A 21563-nucleotide genomic window follows, 5' to 3' on the forward strand; every position below is an offset into this window, starting at 1 on the left:
CCTAGATCGCCCCGCCGGCCGGCTGGCCCGTGGTCGGCTTCTGCGTCGGCTTCGGCGTCGCGGGTTTCGGGGCCGGGGTGGTCGGCGGCTTGGCGGCGGGCGGCGTCGCGCCCTGGGCGGCCGGGGTCGCGGTCGGCGTGGTGGCCGTCGCCGGAGCGGTCGGGGTCGGCGGCTTGGCGGGGGCGGTCGCGGTCGGTCCCAGGATCGAGACGTCGGGGTCCTCGGTGGTGACCGGCGGCAGGCTGCGGGTCAGCAGCGCCTTCTGGTCGGCCAGCTGCGAGAAGTCCTTGAACAGCAGGATGCGGACATAGTCGATGGCCGCGTCGTCGGCGAACAGCACCACGCGCCAGCGGCCGTCCAGGCCCTTGACCGCCGCGCCCACCGGCAGGCCGCGCGGCACCACGCCGCCGTCGCCCGAGGTGACGACCCGGTCGCCTTCCTTGATCGGATCGACGCCGCGCAGATATTCCAGCTTGGGATTGGGACCGCCGTCGCCGGTCAGGATGGCGCGGGCGTTGGTGCGGTCGATCATCACCGGCGTGCGCGAGGCGATGTCGGTCAGCAGCAGCACCCGGCTGGCCCCGTGAGCCACGCCGACCACGCGGCCGACCAGGCCGCGCTCGTTCATCACCGGATTGCCGACCACCACGCCCTTTTCCGAGCCGCTGTCGGCCAGGCGGGTGTTGGCGAAGGGTCCGCGGGTGTCGCTGACGACGCGGGCGGCGACCATCGGAATCGGCGGATCGGTGCGCAGGCCCAGCAGCGACTGGTAGCTCTGGTTCTTGTCGACCTCGGCCAAGTACATGTCGCGATAGCCGCGCATCTCCTTCAGCTCGGCCTTCAGCCGGCGGTTCTCGGAGGCGGTGAAGAAGTAGCTGCTGATGAAGTCGACGCCCAGGCCGGTCCAGCGGCCGGGCGCGGCGATCACGCCGCTGACCGGCTTGGACACCGTGTCGACCGTCTGGCGGGTGACGCCGTAGGCCTGTTGCTGAAGGGTCTCGCGCCGATCGGCCAGCAGGAACGCCACCGCGATCACGACCGCGACGATCAACGCCACGGCCGCGGTCCACGTCAGCGGCACTTTCAGGTCACCGAGCGGACCTTCGCGAAAGGGCACGTACTAGTTCTCCCGACGCCCCCCGCGGCGTCCAGATTGAATTGACGCCTAGGCGAGAGTCGATTCAAGCACGCCCTTCATCCACTTGGGATGCTCGAGCACCTTGCCGCAGCCCAGGGCCACGCACGACAGCGGATCGTCGGCCACGGTGACCGGCAGGCCGGTGTGGTCGCGGATCTCGGCGTCCAGGCCGCGCAGCAGCGCGCCGCCGCCGGTCAGCATGATGCCCTTGTCGGCGATGTCGCTGGCCAGTTCCGGCGGGGTGGCTTCCAGGGCCACCTTCACGGCCTCGACGATCTGCCCGACCGGTTCGGCCAGGGCGTCGGCGGCCTGCTTTTCCGAGATGCGGACTTCGCGCGGCACGCCCTGCATCAGGTCGCGGCCCTTGACGTCGATCGACAGGCCTTCGCCGTCGGCCGGGGCGCGGGCGGTGCCGATTTCCTTCTTGATGCGCTCGGCGGTCGTCTCGCCGATCAGCAGGTTATGGTGGCGGCGCATGTAGCTGATGATCGCCTCGTCCATCTTGTCGCCGCCGACACGGACCGAGCGCGAATAGACGATGCCCGACAGCGACAGCACGGCCACTTCGGTGGTGCCGCCGCCGATGTCGACGACCATCGAGCCGGTCGGCTCGTGGATGGGCAGGCCGGCGCCGATCGCGGCGGCCATCGGTTCGTCGATCAGGCCCACGCGGCGGGCCGAGGCGTTCAGGCAGCTGTCGTTGATGGCGCGGCGTTCCACGGCGGTGGCGCCCGACGGCACGCACACGATCACCTTGGGGTTCACGAAGCCCTTGCGGTTGTGGACCTTGCGGATGAAGTACTTGATCATCTCCTCGGCGACTTCGAAGTCGGCGATGACGCCGTCCCGCATCGGGCGGATGGCTTCCATGTGGCCCGGCGTGCGGCCCAGCATCTGCTTGGCCTCGATCCCCACGGCGTGGACGATCTTGCGGCCCCCGACATTACGCAGCGCGACCACCGACGGCTCGTTCAAGACGATGCCCTTGCCCTTCATGTAGATGAGGGTGTTGGCGGTGCCCAGGTCGATGGCGATGTCGTTGGAGATGACGCCGAAGAGGGAAGAAAACATTGAAAGCCCTGACTGAGGGATAGGGGGGCGAAGGCGACGGGTCTTTAGAAAGAGAAGATGGCGGTAGGCGGAAACGGAGCCATTTGCGTCGCCGAAGCGACGAAGGCGAAGGGAAAAGATGGCTCCTACTTCAATTCCAAAGGAGGACAACATGATTCCCGCAAAATGCGGGCTTATGTCCCATTGACGAGCGCCTGCCGCACGACGGGAGCGCAGGCTCCCCGCCGCGCCGTCGTCTGACTGCCACAAAGCTGCCGACGAAGCCCGTTTGCCCTGCGAAAGCGTTGAATTCAAGGTCTATTACAGCCCCTGGATCACCTGTTTTCGCAGAACGGCGGCGCCGGGGGTTTCATCCCAGAAACATGGCGTTTTCTAGCCGAGCGCGGCCATGGCCACCCCGGCCGCCGCGATCAGGCCGAAGATCATCTGAACGGCGGTCAGTCTCTCGGCGAACAGGCGGCGTCCCGCGAAGGCCGCGATGGGCGCCTCGACCACCCCGACCGCCCTCACCTGCCCCGCCGGCGCCAGGGCCAGGGCGATGAACCAGCCGGCCGAGGCCGCCGCGCCCCAGAACCCCGCCCCCAGCGACGGCCGCCAGGCCCGGGCCACGGCGACCAGGGCGGCGCGGTCGGTGACCGCCAGGAACGCGCCCAGGGCCAGGGTCTGGGCGATCTGCACGGTCATCAGGGTGACCACCGCGGCGAAGATCGGATGGCCGGGCTCCAGGGCGTGGCCGGCCTGGCGGAAGGCGTTCAGGCAGAAACCGAACGCCAGGCCCGACAGCAGGGCGAAGACCGCGCCGCTGACGGGCTTCTCGCCCGACGCGCCGGTGCGCGGCCAGGTGACCACCAGCAGGGCCACGCTGGCCAGGCCCACGCCGGTCCAGCCCAGGGCGCTCAGCTTCTCGCCATAGACCAGCAGGCCCAGCAGGGCGGCCAGGGGGATCGAGCTCTGCTGGACCGCCGTGGCCACCGCGAAGCCGGCGCGGCGCATGGCCACCAGCAGGGCGGCCGTGGCGGCGATCTGGCTGGCCCCGCCCAGCAGGGCCGCCGCCCAGAAGGCCGGGGTCGCGTGCGGCTGCTCGCCCCGCGTCAGGGCGAAGGCGACCGCCACGAACACCGCCGTGAACGGCAGGCCGAACAGGAACCGCACCAGGGTCGCGCCCCAGGGCCCCGTGTCGCCCATGACCGAGCGCTGGGCGGCGTTGCGGGCCACCTGGGCGAACGAGGCGGCGATGGTGATGGGAATCCAGATCATCGGATCATCCTTATGCCGCCCTTATGCGGACGGCGTGTTTCCGAATGGAGGTCTTAGGCCGCTTGGGCGCACACCCTGGCCGTCGGCCCGTCCGGTGACGGGCGCGACCAGTCAGAGGTTCTCGACCATGTCGTCCCATCCGTTCCGTCAGGCCGCGCAGTTCCTGCTCGGCGTTCCGACCGAGGGGATCCACAACACGCTCGGGCGCATGCTCGCCGTCGCCCAGGCCACGCCGCTGTGTTTCGTCGCGGTGACCGGGCCCGAGGCGGGCGAGGCGATGAGCGTGCTCTGGCGCAAGGGCTACGACCGGGTCGAGGCGGCCCGCCGGGCCACCTGCCGCGCGGCCGACGAACAGAGCGACGTGCTGCTGATCGTGGGCTGCTCGACCGTGGCCGACGCGCGCGCCGCCGCGGCCTCGACCCTGACCATGCTCCGCCCGGGCGGGGCGATGGTCATCGACGCCGGCGCGTTCCTGGATCAGGAGCCGCGCCGGGCGCTGTGCGAGGATCTGCGGGCCCTGGGCCTGGAGGTGGAACCCCAGGCCTGCCTGTCGGCGGAGCTTCTGGCGACGCGGCCGTTCTCGAAGCGGGAAGCGGCCTAGAGCCTTCCTTCGGAAGGCTCTACGTCAAGCACTTGGAGCGCGTTCAGCGCGCTCCAGCGGTGGCTAGAAGCCGCTGGCGATCGCCGCTTCCGGCCGGCTCTTTTCCTTGCGCGCCATGAGGTTGTTCAGGGCGTTCACATAGGCCTTGGCCGAGGCGGTCAGGGTGTCGGTGTCGGCCGCCTGCCCCGTGGCGATGCGGCCGTCTTCCTCGAGGCGGACCGAGACCTGGGCCTGGGCGTCGGTGCCTTCGGTCACCGCGTGCACCTGGAACAGGCGCAGGGCGGCGTTGTGCGGCACGATCGCCAGGATCGCGTTGAACACGGCGTCCACCGGACCGTCGCCCGAGGCCTCCGAGGTCTTGGTCTCGCCGTCGACTTCCAGGGTCAGCTCGGCCGACTGGCCGTCGGTGCCGGCCACCACGCGCAGGTGGGTGACGCGGATGCGCTCGGAGCCGCGCGCCAGGGCGTCGTCGACCAGGGCGATGATGTCGTCGTCGTAGACGTGCTTCTTGCGGTCGGCCAGGTCCTTGAAGCGGCCGAAGGCCTCCTTCAGGGCGTTCTGGCCCAGCTCGTAGCCCAGGTCCTTCAGCTTGGCGCGGAAGGCGTGGCTGCCCGAGTGCTTGCCCATGACCAGGCTGGACGGCGCCTGGCCGACCGATTCCGGGGTCATGATCTCGTAGGTCTCGCGGTTCTTCAGCATCCCGTCCTGGTGGATGCCGCTTTCATGCGCGAAGGCGTTCTTGCCGACGATGGCCTTGTTGTACTGCACCGGGAAGCCGGTGATGGCCGAGACGTAGCGGCTGGCGCGGGTGATGTGGGTGGTGTCGATGCCCGTCTGGAACGGCAGGCGGTCGCCGCGCACCTTCAGGGCCATGACGATCTCTTCCAGGGCGGCGTTTCCGGCCCGCTCGCCCAGGCCGTTGATCGCGCACTCCACCTGGCGCGCCCCGCCCTGCACGCCGGCCAGGCTGTTGGCCACGGCCAGGCCCAGGTCGTTGTGGCAGTGGGTCGAGAAGACCACCCGGTCGGCGCCGTCGACGTTCTCGACCATCCACTTGAACAGGTCGGCGTATTCGGACGGATAGGTGTAGCCGACGGTGTCGGGCAGGTTGATCGTCGTGGCGCCGGCCTTGATGGCGGTCTCGATGGCGCGGCGCAGGAACTGGCGGTCGCTGCGGGTGGCGTCCTCTGCCGACCACTCGACGTCGTCGCGCAGGTTGCGGGCGTGGCCGACCGAGCGGGCGATCACGTCGATGACGGCGTCCGGCTCCATCTGCAGCTTGTGCTTCATGTGCAGGTCGCTGGTGGCGATCACCACGTGGATGCGGCCGCGCTGCGTGCCCTTCAGGGCCTCCGCACACCTGTCGATATCCACCTGGTGGGCGCGGCACAGGCCGGCGATGGTGGAGTTCTTGACGATCTTGGCGATCTCGCGGACCGCTTCGAAGTCGCCGTTCGAGGCGATCGGGAAGCCGGCCTCGATGACGTCGACCCCCATCTCCTCGAGGATCTTGGCCAGTTCCAGCTTCTCGTCATGCGACATCGAGGCGCCGGGCGATTGCTCGCCGTCGCGCATGGTGGTGTCGAAAATGACGACGTTGTCGCGCTTTTCAAAAGCGGCGGGCGATACGGAGCTCATGGGATCTACTCGTCGGAAGGTGTCTGCGTGCGGGCGGCGATTGGGTCAGTCATCCCCTGCGCGCCCGGCCACGACGATGCGCGGCCCCTAGAGCGCCCAGGGGTTGGTAAGCCGAAGCGAAAGCAGTTGGCGCGCGACGTTCATGGTTCGCTTTCTACACAGCGCCCCGAAAAGCGGCAAGCATTTTGCGTTAATCGATCAATTCGCCGCATGCGGAGCAAGTTTTCACCCGCACGGGTGGGGCACCGGGTCAACTCAACCACGACTTGGCGAGGTTCACGCGTCAAACGCCCCGGAGATCGCGCCGAGACGCGCGAACCGCCCTCGCCTAGTCCGCCGCTTCCTCGCGCTTCTTCAGCCAGTTCCGGGCGATCAGGCCGGCGCCGATCCAAACCGCGACGGCGATCACCAGCATCACGATGTGCTGCTTGCCGCCGCCCTTCAGGGCCTGGACGATCGAATTGCCGGCGAAGGCGGTCAGGGCGATCTTCGGGATGATGCCGACGGCGGTCCCGGCGGCGAAGTCGCGGATTTTCATCGGCGTGACGCCGGCCGCCATGTTGACGACGATGAACGGCGCCGAGGGCACCAGGCGCACGATCAGGCTGGCCAGGAAGCCGTTGCGGCCGATCAGCTTCATGAACTTGGCCACGCCGTCGCCGGCCAGGTCCTTCAGCAGCCGCCCCCCGAACGCCCGCCCCAGCCAGAACCCGACCAGGGACGAGACCAGGGTGCCGATCCAGCTGTAGGCGAAACCGGTCCAGGGCCCGAAGGCCACCACCGCCGCCGCGATCAGCACGAACTGGGGCACGCCGATGAAGGCCAGGACCGCGAAGGCGCTGACCGCGACCGGCAGGGCCCAGGGCCCGTGCGCCGCGCCCAGCCACTGCTCGACCGTCACCTCGCCGTTCAGGCCCAGCAGCTGGGCCCCGAACAGGAAGACCACGCCCACCCCGCCGAACAGCACGAACGACACCGCGACCGTGCGCCAGGCCTTGGCGTCCATGTTGGTGAAGAAGTCGATCAGGCGACGAAGCATGCGCCTGCCTCGCCCATGCCCAACGCCCGGTCAAGCACGCCGCGGACGCAAATCGCCCATCGGCCGCTCATTTTCTCGTCAAGCTTCCCGTGGGACGGGTCCGCGGCAAGGTTAAGTTTCCCGCGAGGCGACATTCCCGTTGCGAAGCTGTCGTAAGGCGCGGCTAAGTTATCCACAGGCTCCCGACCTTGCGGAAAGCGCTCTGTACGGGATGCGTTGGGGGGAGCGTCCCACGTGAAGACCCTGGCTGTGATCTCCCGCAAGGGCGGGGCCGGCAAGACGACCCTGTCGATCAATCTGGGCCTCACCGCCCACCTGGCGGGCTGGAAGACCCTGCTGGCCGACCTCGACCCGCAGCGCTCGGCGTCCGACGCCTTGCGGACCCGCGCCGAGCCCGGCCCCGGCCTGGCCGAGATCAACGCCGGCAAGCTGTTCCAGACCCGGTCGCAAGCCGTGCACGACGCCTACGACGTGATGCTGATCGACACCCCCGCCGCGCCGGACGCCGACGTGGCCGTGGCGGTCAATTCGGCCGACCTGTGCGTGCTGGTCTGCCGGCCGACCTTCCTCGACATCGCCTCGGTGGCGCGCTCGGCCGAGATGGTCCGGCGCCTGGGCAAGGCGGGGCTGATCGTGCTGAACCAGGCGCCGTCCAGGCGCTCGGGACTGGAGCCGGCCAGCGTGCAGCAGGCCATCGAGGCCCTGCGCTTCTGCGGCCTGCCCATCGCCCCGGTCGGGCTGCGGTCGCGGGCGATCTACCAGCAGGCGATCGCCCGGGGATTGTCGGTCGCCGAGTGGGATCCGCAGGCCCCGGCCGCCCAGGAAATCGACCGCCTGTGGAGCCACGTGGCCGCCCTGCTGGCCTTGGACGGCCGCGGACGCGACGCCCGCGCCGGCTGAACCTGTCACCGCTGCGGCATTTTCGCAGCAAGGCCAATGGTTTGTAGCAATTTTACCGTAAACGCCAGATAATCCGCAGGTTGAAGTTCTGTTTACATCTTGACCATAACACTTGGCCACCTTGGGGAACCTTGCGGCCTCCAGTCGCTCGGTATGGGCAAAGAGTGCACGTCGTGAAGACAATTACTGTGCTTTCCCGAAAGGGCGGATCGGGCAAGACCACCCTGGCCGTCAACCTGGCGCTGATGGCCTATCTGGCCGGTCACAGGGTTCTGCTGGCCGACATGGACCCGCAGCGGTCCGCGTCGGACGCCCTGCGGGCTCGTCCCGCACCGGGGCCGGCCCTGGCCGAGATCACCGCCGGCAAGCTGTTCATGACCAAGTCCAACGCCATGCGCGAGGGCTACGACTACCTGTTCATCGACACCCCCGCCGCGCCCGAGGCCGACGTCGCCCAGGCGGTGAACGTCGCCGACTTCTGCCTGGTGGCGGGTCGCCCTTCGTTCCTCGACCTGGCCCCGATCGTGCGCACCGCCGAAGCGGTCCGGCGCCTGGGCAAGGGCGGGCTGGTAGTGCTGAACCAGGCCCACACCAACCGGCCCGAAGTGGCCCCGGTGGCCTTCCCCGAGATCATGGAGGCCCTGCGGTTCTGCGGCCTGCCGCTGGCCCCGCACGGCCTGCGCTCGCGCGAGGCCTTCCAGAAGGCGATGGCGCAAGGCCGCTGCGTGGCCGAGCACGAGCCGGACAGCCCTGCCGCCCGCGACCTGGAGCGCCTGTGGACCCATGTCGAGGCGCAGGTGAGCGGTCTCGGGAGCAGCCTGGGCGAAACCGCGATGCGGACCGTCCTGACCGCCTGATCCAGCTTTCGTTCCGCGGCGACGCTGACTAGGTTCGCGCCATCAGCGGCGGAGCCTTTTCCATGAAACTTCTCGGCGTCTCCGGCAGCCTGCGGGCCGCCTCGTTCAACACCGCCCTGCTGCGCACCGCCCAGGAATGCGCGCCCGAGGGCGTGACGATCGAGATCTTCCGCCTGCACGACCTGCCGCTGTTCAACCAGGACGTCGAGGACCAGGGCGACCCCGAGCCGGTCACGGCCTGGAAGGACGCCATCCGCGGCGCCGACGCCCTGCTGCTGGCCTGCCCCGAATACAACGGCGGGATCACGGGCGGGCTGAAGAACGCCATCGACTGGGCCTCGCGCGGCTCGCCTTCCGCCCTGGCGGGCAAGACCGCGTGCATCGTCGGCGCCTCGCCGGGCGTCACCGGCACGGTCCGCGGCCAGGACGCCCTGCGCCAGTCGCTGCGCAAGGTCTCGGCCGAGTACTGGCCGCTCAGCGAGATGCTGGTCGGCCAGGCCCACACCAAGATCGAGAACGGCCAGGTGATCGACGAAAAGACCCTGGCCTATCTGGGCCGGCACCTGACGGCGTTCATCGACCACATGCGGGCGGCCGGGAAGTAGCCCTACTTCGCCGCCATCGACGGGTCGTAGTTCGGGCCGAAGTCCAGCACGAACAGCGGGCCCAGCACCACGGTCTGCTTGGCCGAGCCCAGGTGCAGGGCGACGCCCGCCCCGCCCTTGTCGGCGTCCATGCTCGCGCGGCCGCTGACCGTGTAGATCTGCCAGTCGCCGCTGGTGACCGCGACCTTGCCCTCGACGATCCCGCCCCAGGGCTCGGCCGCCTGCTGGACACGCACCGAGGTGATGTTGGCCGTCGCCGGTCCGCCGTCCACCGGCTCGGCCTTGGCCCAGAAGGCGATGGTGACGATGTCGCCCTTGGCGATCTTGCCGTTGACGGCCTGGCCGGCGGCGCTGTCCCAGGGCTTGTCCGGCGTCGGCGACGTGACCTGGACCCGCACGCCGTTCCCGCCGACCACCGCCTTGTCCTTGACCGGCGCATTGGTCTGGCCGGGCCCGTAGACGTTCCAGGCCACGGACGGCTTGTTGATGGCGTACTTCATGATGCCCTGGGCGGCCGGCTCGGCCGCGCGGGCCGCCGGCGGCGCGGCGGCGGACAGGCTCAGCGCCGCCACGGCGGCCAGGATCGCGATCTTCGTCATGTTTCCCCCTTCATGAGACGCGGCGTGCGTCGATCCCCCGCCGACGGCGGACGATGCTGGTCGTTTCCTCCTGGACCGCCCGCCCTGCGGCGCGGCCTCTCGTATTTGTATGATAGCGGTACCTTGAGTGTTCGAAACGCGCAAGAACCCCACGCTTTCGGCCCTTTGTTGCGTTGCACCGCGGCAAGCGCGGGCGTAAAGACCGCCGCAATCCTGAAACCGGGCTTTCGAGTCCACGTCCTCCCAGGGGAGTCCTGAACCATGTCGCTCGAGTCCGCCGCCCTGCGGCGCATCGCCCCGTCCGCCACCATCGCGATCAGCGCCAAGGCGCGCGCCCTGAAGGCGGCTGGACGTGACATCATCGCCCTGTCCGCGGGCGAGCCGGACTTCGACACCCCCGACAACATCAAGGACGCCGCCATCGCGGCCATCAAGGCCGGCAAGACCAAGTACACCGACCCGGACGGCATGCCCGAGCTGAAGGCCGCCATCTGCGCCAAGTTCAAGCGCGAGAACGGCCTGGACTACAATCCGAGCCAGGTCCACGTCGCTCCGGGCGGCAAGCCGGTGATCTACAACGCCCTGGTCGCCACCCTGAACCCGGGCGACGAGGTCATCATCCCCGCCCCGTACTGGGTGTCGTATCCCGACATGACCCTGCTGGCCGGCGGCACGCCCGTCTCGGTCGAGACCACCGCCGAGAGCGGCTTCAAGATCACGCCGCAAGCGCTGGAAGCGGCGATCACGCCCAAGTCCAAGTGGCTGATCATCAACAGCCCGTCCAACCCCTCGGGCGGCGCCTACACGCGCGCCGAGCTGAAGGCCATCGCCGAGGTCCTGCTGCGCCACCCGCAGGTCTGGGTGCTGACCGACGACATGTACGAGCACCTGGTGTTCGACGACTTCGAGTTCACCACCATCGCCCAGGTCGAGCCCAAGCTCTACGACCGTACACTGACGATGAACGGCGTCTCGAAGGGCTATTCGATGACCGGCTGGCGGATCGGCTACGCGGCCGGCCCGGAAGCGCTGATCAAGGCCATGGGCAAGATGATCAGCCAGACCACGTCCAACCCCTGCTCTATCTCGCAGTGGGCGGCGCTGGAGGCCCTGAACGGCCCGCAGGACTTCATCAAGCCGAACGCCAAGCTGTTCCAGGAGCGCCGAGACCTGGTCGTGTCGATGCTGAACCAGGCCACCGGCCTGCACTGCCCCACCCCGGAAGGCGCGTTCTACGTCTATCCGTCGTGCGCCGGCCTGATCGGCAAGACCGCGCCGTCGGGCAAGGTCATCGAGACCGACGAGGACTTCGCCGGCGAACTGCTGGAAGCCGAGGGCGTGGCCGTGGTGCACGGCGCGGCGTTCGGCCTGTCGCCGTTCTTCCGCATCAGCTACGCCACCAGCAACGACGTGCTGGAAGACGCCTGCGCGCGCATCCAGCGCTTCTGCGCCAGCGTGAAATAGGCGCCTGAGCCTCCGCGGCCGTCATTCTCGCCCTCCGGCGAGGATGACGGCTGTAAATCCAATTCGATCCGCGCTACCGTTTCCCCCTGGCCGCGTTCCTAGCGGAACAGGGAGACCCTCGTCATGCCGCGCACGCCCAACTACGCCTTCGAACGTCAGGAACGCGATCGGCTGAAGGCCGAAAAGGCCGCACAGAAGGCCGCCGAAAAGGCCGCCGCCAAGGCCGCCGAAGCCGCTTCCAAGCCGCCGGGCGATCCTCGCTGAGCGAAAGGCTCGCCGCGACATTCCGCGCGACTGCACGCATCGACGGAGCATGCTAGGTCAGACCCGGGGGCGTCTGATTCACGGGGAGCGCGCATGCGCATTTCCGGCCGCATGGCCTTCGTCCCGGCGCTCGCCGGCCTGCTTCTGCTTGTCCTGACGCCCGCCGCCCGATCGGCGTCCCTGACCTCCACCCGCCTCGACGAGGCCGTGCTGGACGAGATGAACTTCGCCCGCGCCCGGCCCGCCGAATACGCTCGCGAACTGCGCCGCGAGCTCCGCGACGCCGACGATCCCGCCGCCGTCGCGGACGCCATCGAATTCCTGGAGCGCCAGTCTCCCCTGCCCCCGCTGAAGGACGACCGGCGCATCGCCGCGGCCGCCTACCAGCACACCGCCGCCCAGGGCGCGCGGGGCGACGTCGGCCACGGCGCGGCCGGCGGCCTGGGCCAGCGCCTGCGCGGCCAGGGCGTCTGGGCCGGCGTGTCGGCCGAGAACATCTCGTACGGCTACGACGATCCCCGCGACGTCGTCCGCCAACTGATCATCGACAGCGGCGTGCCGGGCCGCGGCCACCGCCGCAACATCTTCGCCACCGGCTACCAGCTGGCCGGCGTGGCCTGCGGCCCGCACCGCGCCTACGGCTCCATGTGCGTGATCGACTTCGCCGGCGCCCTGGCCCAGCGCTAGGCGGTCGCGGGGGAGGACCACGGGCGGTTGCCTCGCCCAACCCACGGTGTAGCTTGGCCTTATGTCCAAGCCTTCGACTGTCCTCCTCGTGACCTTCGCCGCGCTCCTTTCGGCGACGCCGGTCGGGGCCGCACACGCACTGGCTCCGGCTTCCGGCGCGTCCCGTCAGGTCAATGTGAGCTCGGACTCGGCCCCCGGCTGGATCCCGTCCACAGAACAGGAAGACGCGGCGCGCAAGACCGTAGCCGCTTTCCTGGCGGCCCTTGATGGCGGCAGAACCCGGGAAGCCTATGGGTTCCTGACCAAGGAGCACCAGAGCCAGCTTCCCTATGACGCGTTTTCCCGTACCGCGGACCGCTTCAGGGCCGACGCGGGCGATGTCGTCGAACGACGCATCACCACTGTCACCTGGAGCAAGGATCCGTCCGCCGCGCCCTATCCCGGCGTCTATGCGGCGATCGACCTGGTCAGCCGCTTCCAGCGGGTGGATCGCCATTGCGGCTATCTGATCCTGCACCAGCCCGCGACCGGCGGCGTGTTCCACGTCATGCGCCAGGAAGATAACTATATCGACAACGCCACCGCCCAGAAGTCTTCGAAAGCCGAACTGGACGCCACCTGGGCGCGCCTGTCGGCCAACTGCCCGAACTTCGCGGCGTCCCAAACCGACGCGCCCCAAGTCAACGCGCCCCTTCCCGAGGCGACCGAAAGCACCATCGGCTACGCCACGGTCGCCGCCGCCCTGGAAGGATTGCACCGGCGCAAGGACATCGAATTCTCGACCCGCGACGGCTGGACAGTCGCCTTCGACGAGGCGTCGAGCGCGGTCTGGTCGTTCGCGCCGCCCGGCCATCCGGCCTATCCGGCGGCGGTGAAACGCCAGGCCGTGGAGGTCGACGGCGGGACGTCGCTGCGGATGCAGGTCCTGTGCGAGGCGGACAAGGCGTCGTGCGACGACCTGGTGCGATCCTTCCAGGACCTGAACACCCGGATGGAGCAGAGCCTGAAGTCGGGCCGATAAGGGCCGCGACCGCGCGCGCCCATTTATATGACCTTACGTGATGAGAATGACTTGCAACTGAACGAGCCTCACCTTAAGCAGCGCGATTAAGAATAAGTCTCACTAGCGTTTGAGGTCGTCGTGAAGTCCAAAGCCCTGCTGCTCGCCCTGCTGGCGACCGCCGTTCCCCTGTCCGTGATGGCGGCGGAGGCTCCGGCCGACGACAAGACCTCGGTCGAGGGCGTCACCGTCACGGCCCGCGCCCACGACACCGTCGGCTCGACCGCCAGCAAGCTGGCCACCCCGCTGGTCGAGACGCCCCAGTCGGTCTCGATCATCACTGGCGAGAAGATCGACCAGCTGGGCCTGACCTCGCTGAACCAGGCCATGCGCTACGTGGCCGGCGTCACGCCCGAGACCCGCGGCGGCTCGGTCACCCGCTACGACCAGTTCAAGCTGCGCGGCTTCGACGTCACCACCACCTTCCTGGACGGCCTGTCCAGCCAGTATCCGGGCTGGTACGCCGACGCCCAGGTCGACGCCGCCTCGGTCGAGCGCATCGAGATCCTCAAGGGCCCGGCTTCGGTGCTGTACGGCAACTCGCCGCCCGGCGGCCTGCTGAACTTCGTTTCGAAGACCCCCAAGGAGGTCGCCGGCGGCGAGTTCGAGGTCCGCGTCGGCAGCCGCGACCTGGTCGACGCCTCGATCGACACCACCGGCCCGATCGCCGGCGATCCGCGCTACACCTACCGCCTGCTGGCCATCTACCGTCAGGGCGACGGCCAGGCCCAGACCACCGAGTACGAACGCATCCTGGTCGCGCCGTCGTTCACCTGGCGTCCCGACGACGCCACAACCGTGACCGTCCTGGGCCGCTACCAGCACGACCCGAAGTCCAACTCCTACGGCTCGGCCCCGTCCAAGGGCTCGGCCTTCGCCAACCCGCTGGGCCAGCTGGAGCCGGACTTCTACGACGGCGACCCGAACTTCGAGGCCTACAACCGCACCCAGGCCCAGATCGGCTACCTGGCCGAGCACCGGTTCAACGACGTCTTCGCCGTCCACCAGAACCTTCGCTACACCCGAGTCGAGGCCAACTACGAGTCGGTCTACGCCGCCGGCCTGCTGGCCGACAACCGCACCCTGACCCGCGGCACGGCGGCCTCGCTGGAGAGCAACGACGGCTTCGCGGTCGACAACCAGCTGAGCGCCCACTTCGCCACCGGCGCCCTGACCCACGACGTGCTGCTGGGCGTCGACTACCAGCACATGATGGCCAAGGTGCAGTTCGGCCTGGGCACGGCCCCGAACCTGGACATCTTCGCGCCGGTCTACGGCCAGACGATCCTGGATCCGCGCGTGGCGGGTAACGGCTATTACGCCTCCGACAGCCGCATCAAGCAGGAGCAGATCGGCTACTACGCCCAGGACCAGATCAAGTACGGCAACCTGGTAGCGCTGGTCAGCCTGCGCCGCGACGACGTCAAGCAGGAGACCCTGGCCCTGGGCGCCACGCCCTTCCCGACCACGATCGACCAGGGCAAGACCACCGCCCGCGTCGGCGTGCTCTACCACTTCGACAACGGCTTCGCGCCCTACGCCAGCTGGTCACAGTCGTTCGAGCCCCAGGGCCAGACCGACTTCTCCGGCAAGCCGTTCGACCCGGTCACCGGCGACCAGGTCGAGGCCGGTCTGAAGTACGAGTCCCCGGACAAGCGCATCTACGCCACGCTCGCCGCCTTCGAGATCAACCGCAAGAACGCCCTGACCGCCGACCCCGTGCACCCGAACTTCAGCGTCCAGGGCGGCGAACTGCGCTCGCGCGGCGTCGAGTTCGAGGGCCGGGCCAAGCTGACCGACCGCCTGAAGGTGACCGCCGCGGCCACCAAGCTGGACGTCGAGTACACCAAGAGCAATGACGGCCTGCTGGGCCTGACCCCGGTGGGCGTCGCCGAGAAGACCGCCTCGGCCTTCGTCGACTACGACTTCCCCGGCGCGCTGGACGGCCTGGCCGGCGGCCTGGGCGTCCGCTACGTCGGCCCCAGTTGGGGCGACAACATCAACTCGTTCAAGTCGCCCTCCTACACCCTGGTCGACCTGACCCTGAGCTACGAGCTGAGCAAGCTGAGCCCGTCGCTCGAGGGCTGGCAGGCCACCGGCAGCGCCACCAACCTGTTCGACAAGCGCTACGTCTCGTCGTGCTACTCGGCCGACTGGTGCTGGTTCGGCGAGCAGCGGACCGTCCAGGTCGGCCTCAAGCGCAGCTGGTAGCCATGACCCCGACGCTCCAGATCGCTCTGGCTTGGACGGCGACCCTGGCGGTCGCCGTCGGCGTCTGGCTGCTGTGGCTGGCCTGGAAGCGCAATCCCAAGCCGCGCGGCGGGCTGATCGCCGGCGGCTGGGCCCTGCTCGTCGTCGCCGCCGCCCTGCTGGGGCCCTGGGCCGGCGGGGACCGCGGCGTGGCGATCTCGACCCTGCTGGTCGCCGTCGCCGCCACCGTCTTCATCGTCGTCAGCGGTCGCTGGACCCTGCCGCACGGCAAGAAGGCCAAGCCGATCCGCGCCACGGCGGGCGGCGCCGACCCCGCCACCGGTCCGGCCACCACCTGGCCCCGCACCGTCGCCACCGTGCTGCTGGCCCTGCCGGTCTCGACCGCCGCGGCCGTCGCCTCCGGCGTCGCCATGGCGCTGTGGACGCCCGGCGCCCCGGCAGACAAGCTGGTCACCGCCGCCTTCGGTGCGCCCCTGGTGCTGGCCGGGGCGATGGTCTGGACCTGCGCCGACCGCAAGCTGCTGCGCACCACGGCGATCCTGGTCGCCTTCACCGCCGTCTGCGCCCTCGCCGTCGTCCTGCGGCCGCACTAGGAACATCGCCATGGACGCCGCCACGCCGCCCGAAACCGCCGAGAAGACCGAACCGGCAAACCGCCCGTCGATCTGGCCCAAGGTCCCGCCGGCCTTCGTGCGCACCGTGCTGTCGGGCCATTCGGGCCTGGGCCTCGTGGCCGCCGCCCTGATCTACATCGTCTGCCTGTCGGGCACGGTCGCCGTCTTCCTCAACGAGCTGAAGCTGTGGGAAGAACCCGCCGCCCCGACCCAGACCGTCGCCAGCCCGCAGGCCGTCCAGGCCTTCGCCGAGGCCATCACCAAGGCCCATCCCAAGGCCGGCGTCGTCTATATGGGCCTGCCCACGCCGGACATGCCGCGCCTCCACGCCTTCGTCGGCGAGCAGGTGTTCGTGGCCGACGCCCAGGGCCGGATCGCCGGCGAGGCCAGCGCGCCCTGGGCGCATTTCCTCGAGCACCTGCACATCTATCTGCACCTAACCGAGACGATCGGCCTGATCGTGGTGGGCCTGGTCGGCGCGGCCCTGACCGGCCTGATCGTCTCCGGCTTCCTGGCCCACCCCAAGATCTTCCGCGACGCCTTCGCCTTCCGCTGGGCCGGCGCCAAGCGGCTGTCCCAGGCCGACCTGCACAACCGCCTCAGCGTCTGGGGCGCGCCGTTCCACCTCGTGGTCGCCTGGACCGGGGCCTATATCGGCCTGGCCACCCTGCTGCTGTTCGCGGTGGCCGGGGTGACGACCAAGGGCGACGTCGCCAAGGTCACGGCCCCGATCTACGGCGAGGTCCCCAAGGCCGACCCGGCGCCCGCCCCCTTCCCCGACCTGGTCGCCACCCTGGCCTGGTTCGACGGCAAGCCGGACCTGAAGCCGACCCTGATCTCGCTGACCGCCCTGGGCACCAGGGGCCAGCTGGTCGAGGTCAACGCCCTGATGCCCAAGCGGCTGATCTACGCCGAGCGCTACACCTTCGACGTCCAGGGCCGCATGACCAGGAAGCTGGGCCTGTCGGACGACGGCCTGGGCAAGCAGGTCTTCGCCTCGTCCTATCCGCTGCACTTCGGCTCGTTCGGCGGCCTGCCGGTCAAGATCGCCTACGGCCTGCTGGGCGCGGCCCTGTGCGTGGTCACCAGCAGCGGCGTGACCATCTGGCTGACCCGCCGCCGTGACCGGGGCCGTCCCGCCGAGCGCCTGGAGAAGGCCTGGGCGGCCATCGTCTGGGGTTCGACCGCGACCCTGGCCCTGTCGGCCGCCCTGCAGCTGGCGCTGAAGGTCCCGCCGGTCTGGACGTTCTGGGCGCCGCTGGCCGTGCTGGTCGCCGCCGCCGTGGCGGTCAAGGACGCCCGCTTCTGGATCGTCAGCCTACGGATCGCCACCAGCGTGATCCTGGCGGCGGTCGTCGTCGTCCAGGCCGTGAAGTTCGGCGGACTGGCCTTCGGCGGCGTCTCGCTGGGCGTGAACCTGACCCTGCTGGCCCTGGCGGCGGTGATCGCGCCCTGGCGCAAGCCGCTGGCGCGGGCCGCCGCCTAGCCCGAAAGTCCTAGCCGTCGATCCAGTCCGTCAGCCCCTCGCGGGCATGGACCTCGCGCAGCGACGGCATGGCGCGCATGCGGGACAGGTAGCGGGCGATGTGGGGCCACTCGGTCGCGGGCCTGGGCATGTTGCGCGACCAGCGCATCAGCATGGTCGCCAGGACGTCCACGGCCGACAACCCTTGGCCCAGCATATGGGGACCATCCTGGCGGGCCAGATGGGCGTCGATGCGGTCCCAGATCGCTTCCAGTCGCGCCCGCGACGCGGCCGTGGCCGCCTCGGCCCCGTCCTCGCCTGCCGGCTCGTGCGGATAGAACCACACGCGGAAGGCCGGCATCACCGTGTTGGCCAGATAGACCATCCACTGCAGATAGGCGGCCCGCCCGGGCGCGCCGGCCGCCGGGGCCAGGCTCGCCTCGGCATGGCGCTCGGCCAGCAGCATCAGGATCGCCGCCACCTCGCAGACGGGCGCGCCGTCGACGATCAGGGTCGGCACCACGCCGCTGGGATTGAGCTTCAGATAGTCGGGATGCTTCTGGGCGCCGGTGGCCGTGTCGGTCAGGACCAGCTCGAAGGGCGCGCCGATCTCCATCAGCATCCAGTGCACCGCCAGGCTGGCCGTGCCGGGGCTGTAGTAGAGCTGGTACATGCGCGATCCCTCACCCGTTGCGGGGCGAGGGATCGGTCAGCGCGGCCAAGCTGTCAATCGGCTTGCCGCGAACGGCTTGCGGCGCGCGACCTAGTGCTTTTCGCGCCAGCGGGCCTTGGCGTCGTCCTTGGTCAGGTTCAGGTGCACGCCGTCCTCGTCGACATGGTCGACCCAGGTGATCGGGATCAGGTGGTGCTTGAGCCCGCCGCCCAGGTCCAGCTTGGCCAGCTCGATCTCGCCGCCGACCACGTGGTCCACGCGGCCGACGTGGCCGCCGTCCGAGCCGACCACTTCCAGATGTTCGCGGAGTTGCGAGGCGTCGATCATGGGGATCCTCCTTTTGATGGACGTTCGGGAGGGCAACGGCCGAGCCCGCAGCGCAGTTTCCAACGGACTTGCGGATGCGAAGTGTTCGCTTTATGTTCTAGTCAAGGTTGCGACTTTGCGCGGGTCGCGTTCCTGGCTATCACTCGGAAGACCACCGTCCCCGCCTGAGGAAACACCGATGATCCGACCGCTCGCCGCCCTGCTCGTCGTGACCGGCGCGACGGCCTGGACGGGAACCGCCTGGGCCCAGGCGGCGGAGGCCGCGCCCGTCGCGGCGGCGGCCGCCCCGGCGGCGCCCGAAACCGCTCCGGCGCCCGCCCCGCCCCCCGTCACGCCCCTGCCCCGGGTCGATGCGGTGTTCGCGGCCGACGGCGTGACCATCACCGACGGCGGCAAGAGCGTCCTGTTCTACCGCACGGCCGCCGCCGATCCCCGCGAGCCGGGGCGGCTGAACTACGTCCACCCGATCTGGGCGCCCGACGGCGCGGTGCTGACCGAGGACCGGCCCGCCGACCACCTGCACCAGCGCGGCGCGTTCTGGAGCTGGCACCAGGTGCTGGTCGACGGGAAAAACGTCGCCGACGGCTGGTTCATGAAGGGCCTGACCTTCAACGTCCGCGAAAAGCGCTTCAAGGGCGACGCGGCCGGCGGCGGGACCCTGGTGGTCAACGCCGACTGGATCGTCAATTCCACGCCCGAGGTGAACTATGTGGCCCGCGAGACCACCAAGGTCCGCGTCTACCCGCTGAAGGACGGCGCGCGGCGCATCGACTTCGACACCGTTATCACCGCCCGCAGCGACACCCTGGCCCTGGGCGGCAGCGACGACGCCAAGGGCTATGGCGGCTTCTCGGTGCGGCTGATCAAGCCCGACCGCCTGAACTTCGGCTCGGGCGGCAAGACCGTGACCCCGGCCGTCGGACCGGTCGAGGCCGGCAAGGCCATGGGCTTCGCCTGGACCGCGGGCGACGGCGCGCCGGCCTGGACGGTGGGCCTGGCCTGCAGGGCCAACGGCGCGCCGATCACCCGCTGGATCCTGCGCAAGGAACTGTCGATGCAGAACTGCGTCTTCCCAGGACGGGCGCCGTTCGTGCTGAAGAAGGGCGAGACCCTACGCCTGCAGTCGACGCTGATCCTGCGGCCGGCGACGCCGCCCCCCGCTGGACCGAAGAAGAAGGGCTAGGCCATGGCCGAAATCCTCAACCTGAACCAGGCCCGCAAGGCCAAGGCCAAGACCGACGCCAAGACCAAGGCCGCCGAGAACCGCGCCAAGTTCGGCCGCACCAAGGCCGACAAGACCCTGGACGCGGCCCGGGCGGAGAAGCTGAAGCGGGACCTGGACGGGGCTAAGCGGGAGGATTGAGCCTGGGCAGCGCCGTCGCCCTGGCCCGACCTTCCCTTGCTCCGTCATCCCGGGCCCTGTGCCCGGGATCCCTGGTTCAGCTGACGGTGAAGTGAAGTGGCGCGCTGGCGCGCCACGCTCCCGCACTTGCGGCGGATAGCGGGGTCCCGGGCACAAGGCCCGGGATGACGAGCTGTTTGTGAGCGTTTTGGAACCGCCCGCCCTCCCCCTACTTCCCCTCCGCCGTCAGCGCGTACAGCGTCCCGTTCTCGGACCCGACATAGATCGCGCCGCCCTCGATCCAGGCCGTGCCGATCAGCCGACCGTCGCTGCCGAAGCCGGACACGGTCTTCCCGTCGGCCAGGTTCAGTTGCCAGAGCAACCCGCCCAGGGTGGCCACGGCCAGGGTCTGGCCGACGACCGCCGGGGAGGAGAAGGCCGGCGCGCCCACCTCGACCCGCCACAGCTCCTGGCCGGTCTTCAGGTCGACGCACTGGACGACCTTCCAGTCCGAACTGCCGACGCAGGCCTTGCCATCGATCACGGCCGGCGAGCCGATCACCCACGAGCCCTTGTGCGGCGCGATCCAGGCCGGCTTCCCGGTCTGGGCGTCCAGGGCGTAGAGGCGGTAGTCGCGGCTGCCGAACAGCACCTTGCCGTCGGCCACGGCGGCCGAGGACTGGATCGAGCCGATCTTGAAATCGCTGTTGCCCTCGGTCTGGAACGACCAGGCCAGCGTCCCGTCGGCGCGGTCCAGGGCGTACATCGCGCCGTCGAAGCTGCCGACATAGATCCGCTTGCCGTCGGTGGCCGGCGTCGCCCGCACCCGGCCGCGCGTGGCGTAGGTCCAGATCACCCGGCCCGTTCGCGCGTCCAGCGCCCGCACCACCCCGTCGCCGCCGCCGATATAGACGACACCGTCGGCGACCAGGGGCGACGAGGTCCAGTAGTCCCAGAAGTCGACGCCGGGCTTGTAGTTCATGAACGGCAGGTCGGCGCCGGTCTTGCGGCTCCAGGCCGGCTTTCCGTCGGCTGTCCGCACCGCGTAGATCGTGCCCGCGTCCGATTGGAAATAGGCCAGGCCATCGGCGATCGCGGCGCTGGCGGTGACCGGGGCGTCGGCGACGAAGCGCCAGCGGGTCTTGCCGGTCGCCGGCTCCACCGCGTGGAGGCCGCCGTCCTTGGCCCCCACATAGAGGACGCCGTCGCACAGGATCGGGCTGGCGACGATCGGGCCGCCCAACGAAACCTTCCAGGCCAGGCCGTCGATATTGGCCGGCGCGGGTCCGGGCTGGACGCCCAGGTGGGCGGGGCCGTTGCGGAACTGGCAGCTGTTCTCTTCGGCGCGGACGACGCCGATCCCGAAGGCCAGGCTGACGCCCAGCGCCGCGATCATCGGCGCCCCCGCCCTGGCCCAGGCGCGACCACGATCCTGCAACATCGACGTCTCCCCCGGCGGGCCGGTCGCTCGGCGAGCGCCGCCCTTTCGCGCCACCCATAGCCGAGTCGCGCGCGCCTGGAAGATCGATGTTCGCTCAGCGCGGGGCCATCGGGCGGCGCGACGCGGTCCGCGTGGCCTCGGCCGCCTGCTTGCGCGCCAGGCGGCCCAGCCAAGCGCGCCAAGCCGCGACGATCTCCTGGATCGCCAGCACCCAGCCGAACGTGGTTTCCTTATGGGTCTTGATCGCTTCGTCCATCACCGTCGCCTCCTCAGCGTTACGATGATGGGAATTTCTCGCGAACATCGTTAG

Annotated in this window: 23 protein-coding genes; 13 read left to right on the top strand and 10 right to left on the bottom strand. The window is 69.6% G+C overall.

Annotated features, from left to right (window positions below; translation table 11 throughout):
* Window position 1: 1 nt before the first annotated feature.
* The 3 genes from mreC to WAE60_RS17290 form a co-directional block, all read right to left on the bottom strand.
* Window positions 2-1117: a rod shape-determining protein MreC gene (mreC, locus tag WAE60_RS17280; RefSeq protein ID WP_337687672.1), complete on the bottom strand. Its 1116-nt coding sequence runs from the start codon at window positions 1115-1117 to the stop codon at window positions 2-4.
* A gap of 48 nt (window positions 1118-1165) precedes the next feature.
* Window positions 1166-2209, bottom strand: a complete 1044-nt coding sequence (locus WAE60_RS17285; RefSeq protein WP_004623009.1) for a rod shape-determining protein — start codon at window positions 2207-2209, stop codon at window positions 1166-1168.
* A gap of 372 nt (window positions 2210-2581) precedes the next feature.
* The gene (locus WAE60_RS17290; protein WP_337687673.1) at window positions 2582-3466 is read right to left on the bottom strand and encodes a DMT family transporter; all 885 of its coding nucleotides are present in this window, start codon (window positions 3464-3466) and stop codon (window positions 2582-2584) included.
* A 127-nt stretch (window positions 3467-3593) separates the two neighbouring features.
* Here WAE60_RS17290 and WAE60_RS17295 point away from each other — a divergent pair, with 127 nt between their 5' ends.
* Window positions 3594-4067 (top strand): hypothetical protein, encoded by a 474-nt coding sequence (locus WAE60_RS17295; protein WP_029916192.1) that lies wholly within the window; start codon window positions 3594-3596, stop codon window positions 4065-4067.
* Between the two features lie 63 nt (window positions 4068-4130).
* Here the strand turns inward: WAE60_RS17295 and WAE60_RS17300 are convergent, their stop codons facing one another.
* Together WAE60_RS17300 and WAE60_RS17305 are read right to left on the bottom strand one after the other, a co-directional pair.
* Entirely contained in the window at window positions 4131-5705 is a 1575-nt protein-coding gene (locus WAE60_RS17300; RefSeq protein WP_029916191.1) for a 2-isopropylmalate synthase, read from the bottom strand.
* Window positions 5706-6033: 328 nt separating this feature from the next.
* Window positions 6034-6744, bottom strand: a complete 711-nt coding sequence (locus tag WAE60_RS17305) for a TVP38/TMEM64 family protein (protein ID WP_337687674.1) — start codon at window positions 6742-6744, stop codon at window positions 6034-6036.
* A gap of 234 nt (window positions 6745-6978) precedes the next feature.
* On the opposite strand from WAE60_RS17305, the gene WAE60_RS17310 reads away from it, so the two are divergent.
* The 3 genes from WAE60_RS17310 (at window position 6979) to WAE60_RS17320 (ending at window position 9106) form a co-directional block, all read left to right on the top strand.
* Complete coding sequence (locus WAE60_RS17310; protein ID WP_029916188.1) at window positions 6979-7644, top strand: ParA family protein; 666 nt, start codon at window positions 6979-6981, stop codon at window positions 7642-7644.
* A 188-nt stretch (window positions 7645-7832) separates the two neighbouring features.
* Window positions 7833-8501 (top strand): AAA family ATPase, encoded by a 669-nt coding sequence (locus WAE60_RS17315; protein WP_337687675.1) that lies wholly within the window; start codon window positions 7833-7835, stop codon window positions 8499-8501.
* A 62-nt stretch (window positions 8502-8563) separates the two neighbouring features.
* On the top strand, window positions 8564-9106 hold the full coding sequence (locus WAE60_RS17320; RefSeq protein ID WP_337687676.1) for an NADPH-dependent FMN reductase: 543 nt from the start codon (window positions 8564-8566) through the stop codon (window positions 9104-9106).
* A 2-nt stretch (window positions 9107-9108) separates the two neighbouring features.
* Here the strand turns inward: WAE60_RS17320 and WAE60_RS17325 are convergent, their stop codons facing one another.
* The gene (locus tag WAE60_RS17325; protein WP_029916181.1) at window positions 9109-9705 is read right to left on the bottom strand and encodes a carbohydrate binding domain-containing protein; all 597 of its coding nucleotides are present in this window, start codon (window positions 9703-9705) and stop codon (window positions 9109-9111) included.
* A gap of 261 nt (window positions 9706-9966) precedes the next feature.
* On the opposite strand from WAE60_RS17325, the gene WAE60_RS17330 reads away from it, so the two are divergent.
* The 7 genes from WAE60_RS17330 (at window position 9967) to WAE60_RS17360 (ending at window position 17491) form a co-directional block, all read left to right on the top strand.
* Complete coding sequence (locus tag WAE60_RS17330) at window positions 9967-11169, top strand: pyridoxal phosphate-dependent aminotransferase (RefSeq protein WP_337687677.1); 1203 nt, start codon at window positions 9967-9969, stop codon at window positions 11167-11169.
* A 123-nt stretch (window positions 11170-11292) separates the two neighbouring features.
* Window positions 11293-11433 carry a hypothetical protein gene (locus WAE60_RS17335; RefSeq protein WP_197026746.1) on the top strand — a complete coding sequence of 47 codons (141 nt, stop codon included), beginning with the start codon at window positions 11293-11295 and terminating at the stop codon, window positions 11431-11433.
* A 93-nt stretch (window positions 11434-11526) separates the two neighbouring features.
* Complete coding sequence (locus WAE60_RS17340; protein ID WP_337687678.1) at window positions 11527-12120, top strand: CAP domain-containing protein; 594 nt, start codon at window positions 11527-11529, stop codon at window positions 12118-12120.
* 175 nt (window positions 12121-12295) lie between these two features.
* Window positions 12296-13141 carry a DUF4019 domain-containing protein gene (locus WAE60_RS17345; RefSeq protein WP_337687679.1) on the top strand — a complete coding sequence of 282 codons (846 nt, stop codon included), beginning with the start codon at window positions 12296-12298 and terminating at the stop codon, window positions 13139-13141.
* Between the two features lie 120 nt (window positions 13142-13261).
* Complete coding sequence (locus WAE60_RS17350) at window positions 13262-15391, top strand: TonB-dependent siderophore receptor (protein ID WP_337687680.1); 2130 nt, start codon at window positions 13262-13264, stop codon at window positions 15389-15391.
* A 2-nt stretch (window positions 15392-15393) separates the two neighbouring features.
* Window positions 15394-15984 carry a hypothetical protein gene (locus WAE60_RS17355; RefSeq protein WP_337687681.1) on the top strand — a complete coding sequence of 197 codons (591 nt, stop codon included), beginning with the start codon at window positions 15394-15396 and terminating at the stop codon, window positions 15982-15984.
* 10 nt (window positions 15985-15994) lie between these two features.
* Window positions 15995-17491: a PepSY-associated TM helix domain-containing protein gene (locus tag WAE60_RS17360; protein WP_337687682.1), complete on the top strand. Its 1497-nt coding sequence runs from the start codon at window positions 15995-15997 to the stop codon at window positions 17489-17491.
* Between the two features lie 10 nt (window positions 17492-17501).
* Here the strand turns inward: WAE60_RS17360 and WAE60_RS17365 are convergent, their stop codons facing one another.
* Window positions 17502-18143 carry a glutathione S-transferase family protein gene (locus WAE60_RS17365; protein ID WP_337687683.1) on the bottom strand — a complete coding sequence of 214 codons (642 nt, stop codon included), beginning with the start codon at window positions 18141-18143 and terminating at the stop codon, window positions 17502-17504.
* 90 nt (window positions 18144-18233) lie between these two features.
* Window positions 18234-18470 carry a DUF2171 domain-containing protein gene (locus WAE60_RS17370; protein WP_029916167.1) on the bottom strand — a complete coding sequence of 79 codons (237 nt, stop codon included), beginning with the start codon at window positions 18468-18470 and terminating at the stop codon, window positions 18234-18236.
* A 178-nt stretch (window positions 18471-18648) separates the two neighbouring features.
* Between WAE60_RS17370 and WAE60_RS17375 the strand changes: the two genes are divergently transcribed.
* Entirely contained in the window at window positions 18649-19653 is a 1005-nt protein-coding gene (locus WAE60_RS17375) for a DUF6807 family protein (protein ID WP_337687684.1), read from the top strand.
* Between the two features lie 3 nt (window positions 19654-19656).
* Window positions 19657-19833, top strand: coding sequence for a DUF4169 family protein (locus WAE60_RS17380; RefSeq protein WP_337687685.1), 177 nt, complete (start codon window positions 19657-19659; stop codon window positions 19831-19833).
* 208 nt (window positions 19834-20041) lie between these two features.
* Here WAE60_RS17380 and WAE60_RS17385 read toward each other — a convergent pair whose 3' ends face one another.
* Together WAE60_RS17385 and WAE60_RS17390 are read right to left on the bottom strand one after the other, a co-directional pair.
* Entirely contained in the window at window positions 20042-21253 is a 1212-nt protein-coding gene (locus WAE60_RS17385; RefSeq protein WP_337687686.1) for a PQQ-binding-like beta-propeller repeat protein, read from the bottom strand.
* Window positions 21254-21347: 94 nt separating this feature from the next.
* Complete coding sequence (locus WAE60_RS17390) at window positions 21348-21509, bottom strand: hypothetical protein (RefSeq protein ID WP_337687687.1); 162 nt, start codon at window positions 21507-21509, stop codon at window positions 21348-21350.
* Between the last annotated feature and the right edge of the window lie 54 nt (window positions 21510-21563).

It is taken from the genome of Caulobacter sp. CCG-8 (genome assembly GCF_037402475.1).
Lineage (GTDB): Bacteria > Pseudomonadota > Alphaproteobacteria > Caulobacterales > Caulobacteraceae > Caulobacter.

Excerpts from the sequence above, each read along its gene's own strand:
- WAE60_RS17285 (WP_004623009.1), bottom strand. The coding sequence starts at position 2,209 with ATGTTTTCTTCCCTCTTCGGCGTCATCTCCAACGACATCGCCATCGAC.
- WAE60_RS17290 (WP_337687673.1), bottom strand. The coding sequence starts at position 3,466 with ATGATCTGGATTCCCATCACCATCGCCGCCTCGTTCGCCCAGGTGGCC.
- WAE60_RS17295 (WP_029916192.1), top strand. The coding sequence starts at position 3,594 with ATGTCGTCCCATCCGTTCCGTCAGGCCGCGCAGTTCCTGCTCGGCGTT.
- WAE60_RS17300 (WP_029916191.1), bottom strand. The coding sequence starts at position 5,705 with ATGAGCTCCGTATCGCCCGCCGCTTTTGAAAAGCGCGACAACGTCGTC.
- WAE60_RS17305 (WP_337687674.1), bottom strand. The coding sequence starts at position 6,744 with ATGCTTCGTCGCCTGATCGACTTCTTCACCAACATGGACGCCAAGGCC.
- WAE60_RS17320 (WP_337687676.1), top strand. The coding sequence starts at position 8,564 with ATGAAACTTCTCGGCGTCTCCGGCAGCCTGCGGGCCGCCTCGTTCAAC.
- WAE60_RS17325 (WP_029916181.1), bottom strand. The coding sequence starts at position 9,705 with ATGACGAAGATCGCGATCCTGGCCGCCGTGGCGGCGCTGAGCCTGTCC.
- WAE60_RS17330 (WP_337687677.1), top strand. The coding sequence starts at position 9,967 with ATGTCGCTCGAGTCCGCCGCCCTGCGGCGCATCGCCCCGTCCGCCACC.
- WAE60_RS17335 (WP_197026746.1), top strand. The coding sequence starts at position 11,293 with ATGCCGCGCACGCCCAACTACGCCTTCGAACGTCAGGAACGCGATCGG.
- WAE60_RS17340 (WP_337687678.1), top strand. The coding sequence starts at position 11,527 with ATGCGCATTTCCGGCCGCATGGCCTTCGTCCCGGCGCTCGCCGGCCTG.
- WAE60_RS17355 (WP_337687681.1), top strand. The coding sequence starts at position 15,394 with ATGACCCCGACGCTCCAGATCGCTCTGGCTTGGACGGCGACCCTGGCG.
- WAE60_RS17360 (WP_337687682.1), top strand. The coding sequence starts at position 15,995 with ATGGACGCCGCCACGCCGCCCGAAACCGCCGAGAAGACCGAACCGGCA.
- WAE60_RS17365 (WP_337687683.1), bottom strand. The coding sequence starts at position 18,143 with ATGTACCAGCTCTACTACAGCCCCGGCACGGCCAGCCTGGCGGTGCAC.
- WAE60_RS17370 (WP_029916167.1), bottom strand. The coding sequence starts at position 18,470 with ATGATCGACGCCTCGCAACTCCGCGAACATCTGGAAGTGGTCGGCTCG.
- WAE60_RS17375 (WP_337687684.1), top strand. The coding sequence starts at position 18,649 with ATGATCCGACCGCTCGCCGCCCTGCTCGTCGTGACCGGCGCGACGGCC.
- WAE60_RS17380 (WP_337687685.1), top strand. The coding sequence starts at position 19,657 with ATGGCCGAAATCCTCAACCTGAACCAGGCCCGCAAGGCCAAGGCCAAG.
- WAE60_RS17385 (WP_337687686.1), bottom strand. The coding sequence starts at position 21,253 with ATGTTGCAGGATCGTGGTCGCGCCTGGGCCAGGGCGGGGGCGCCGATG.
- WAE60_RS17390 (WP_337687687.1), bottom strand. The coding sequence starts at position 21,509 with ATGGACGAAGCGATCAAGACCCATAAGGAAACCACGTTCGGCTGGGTG.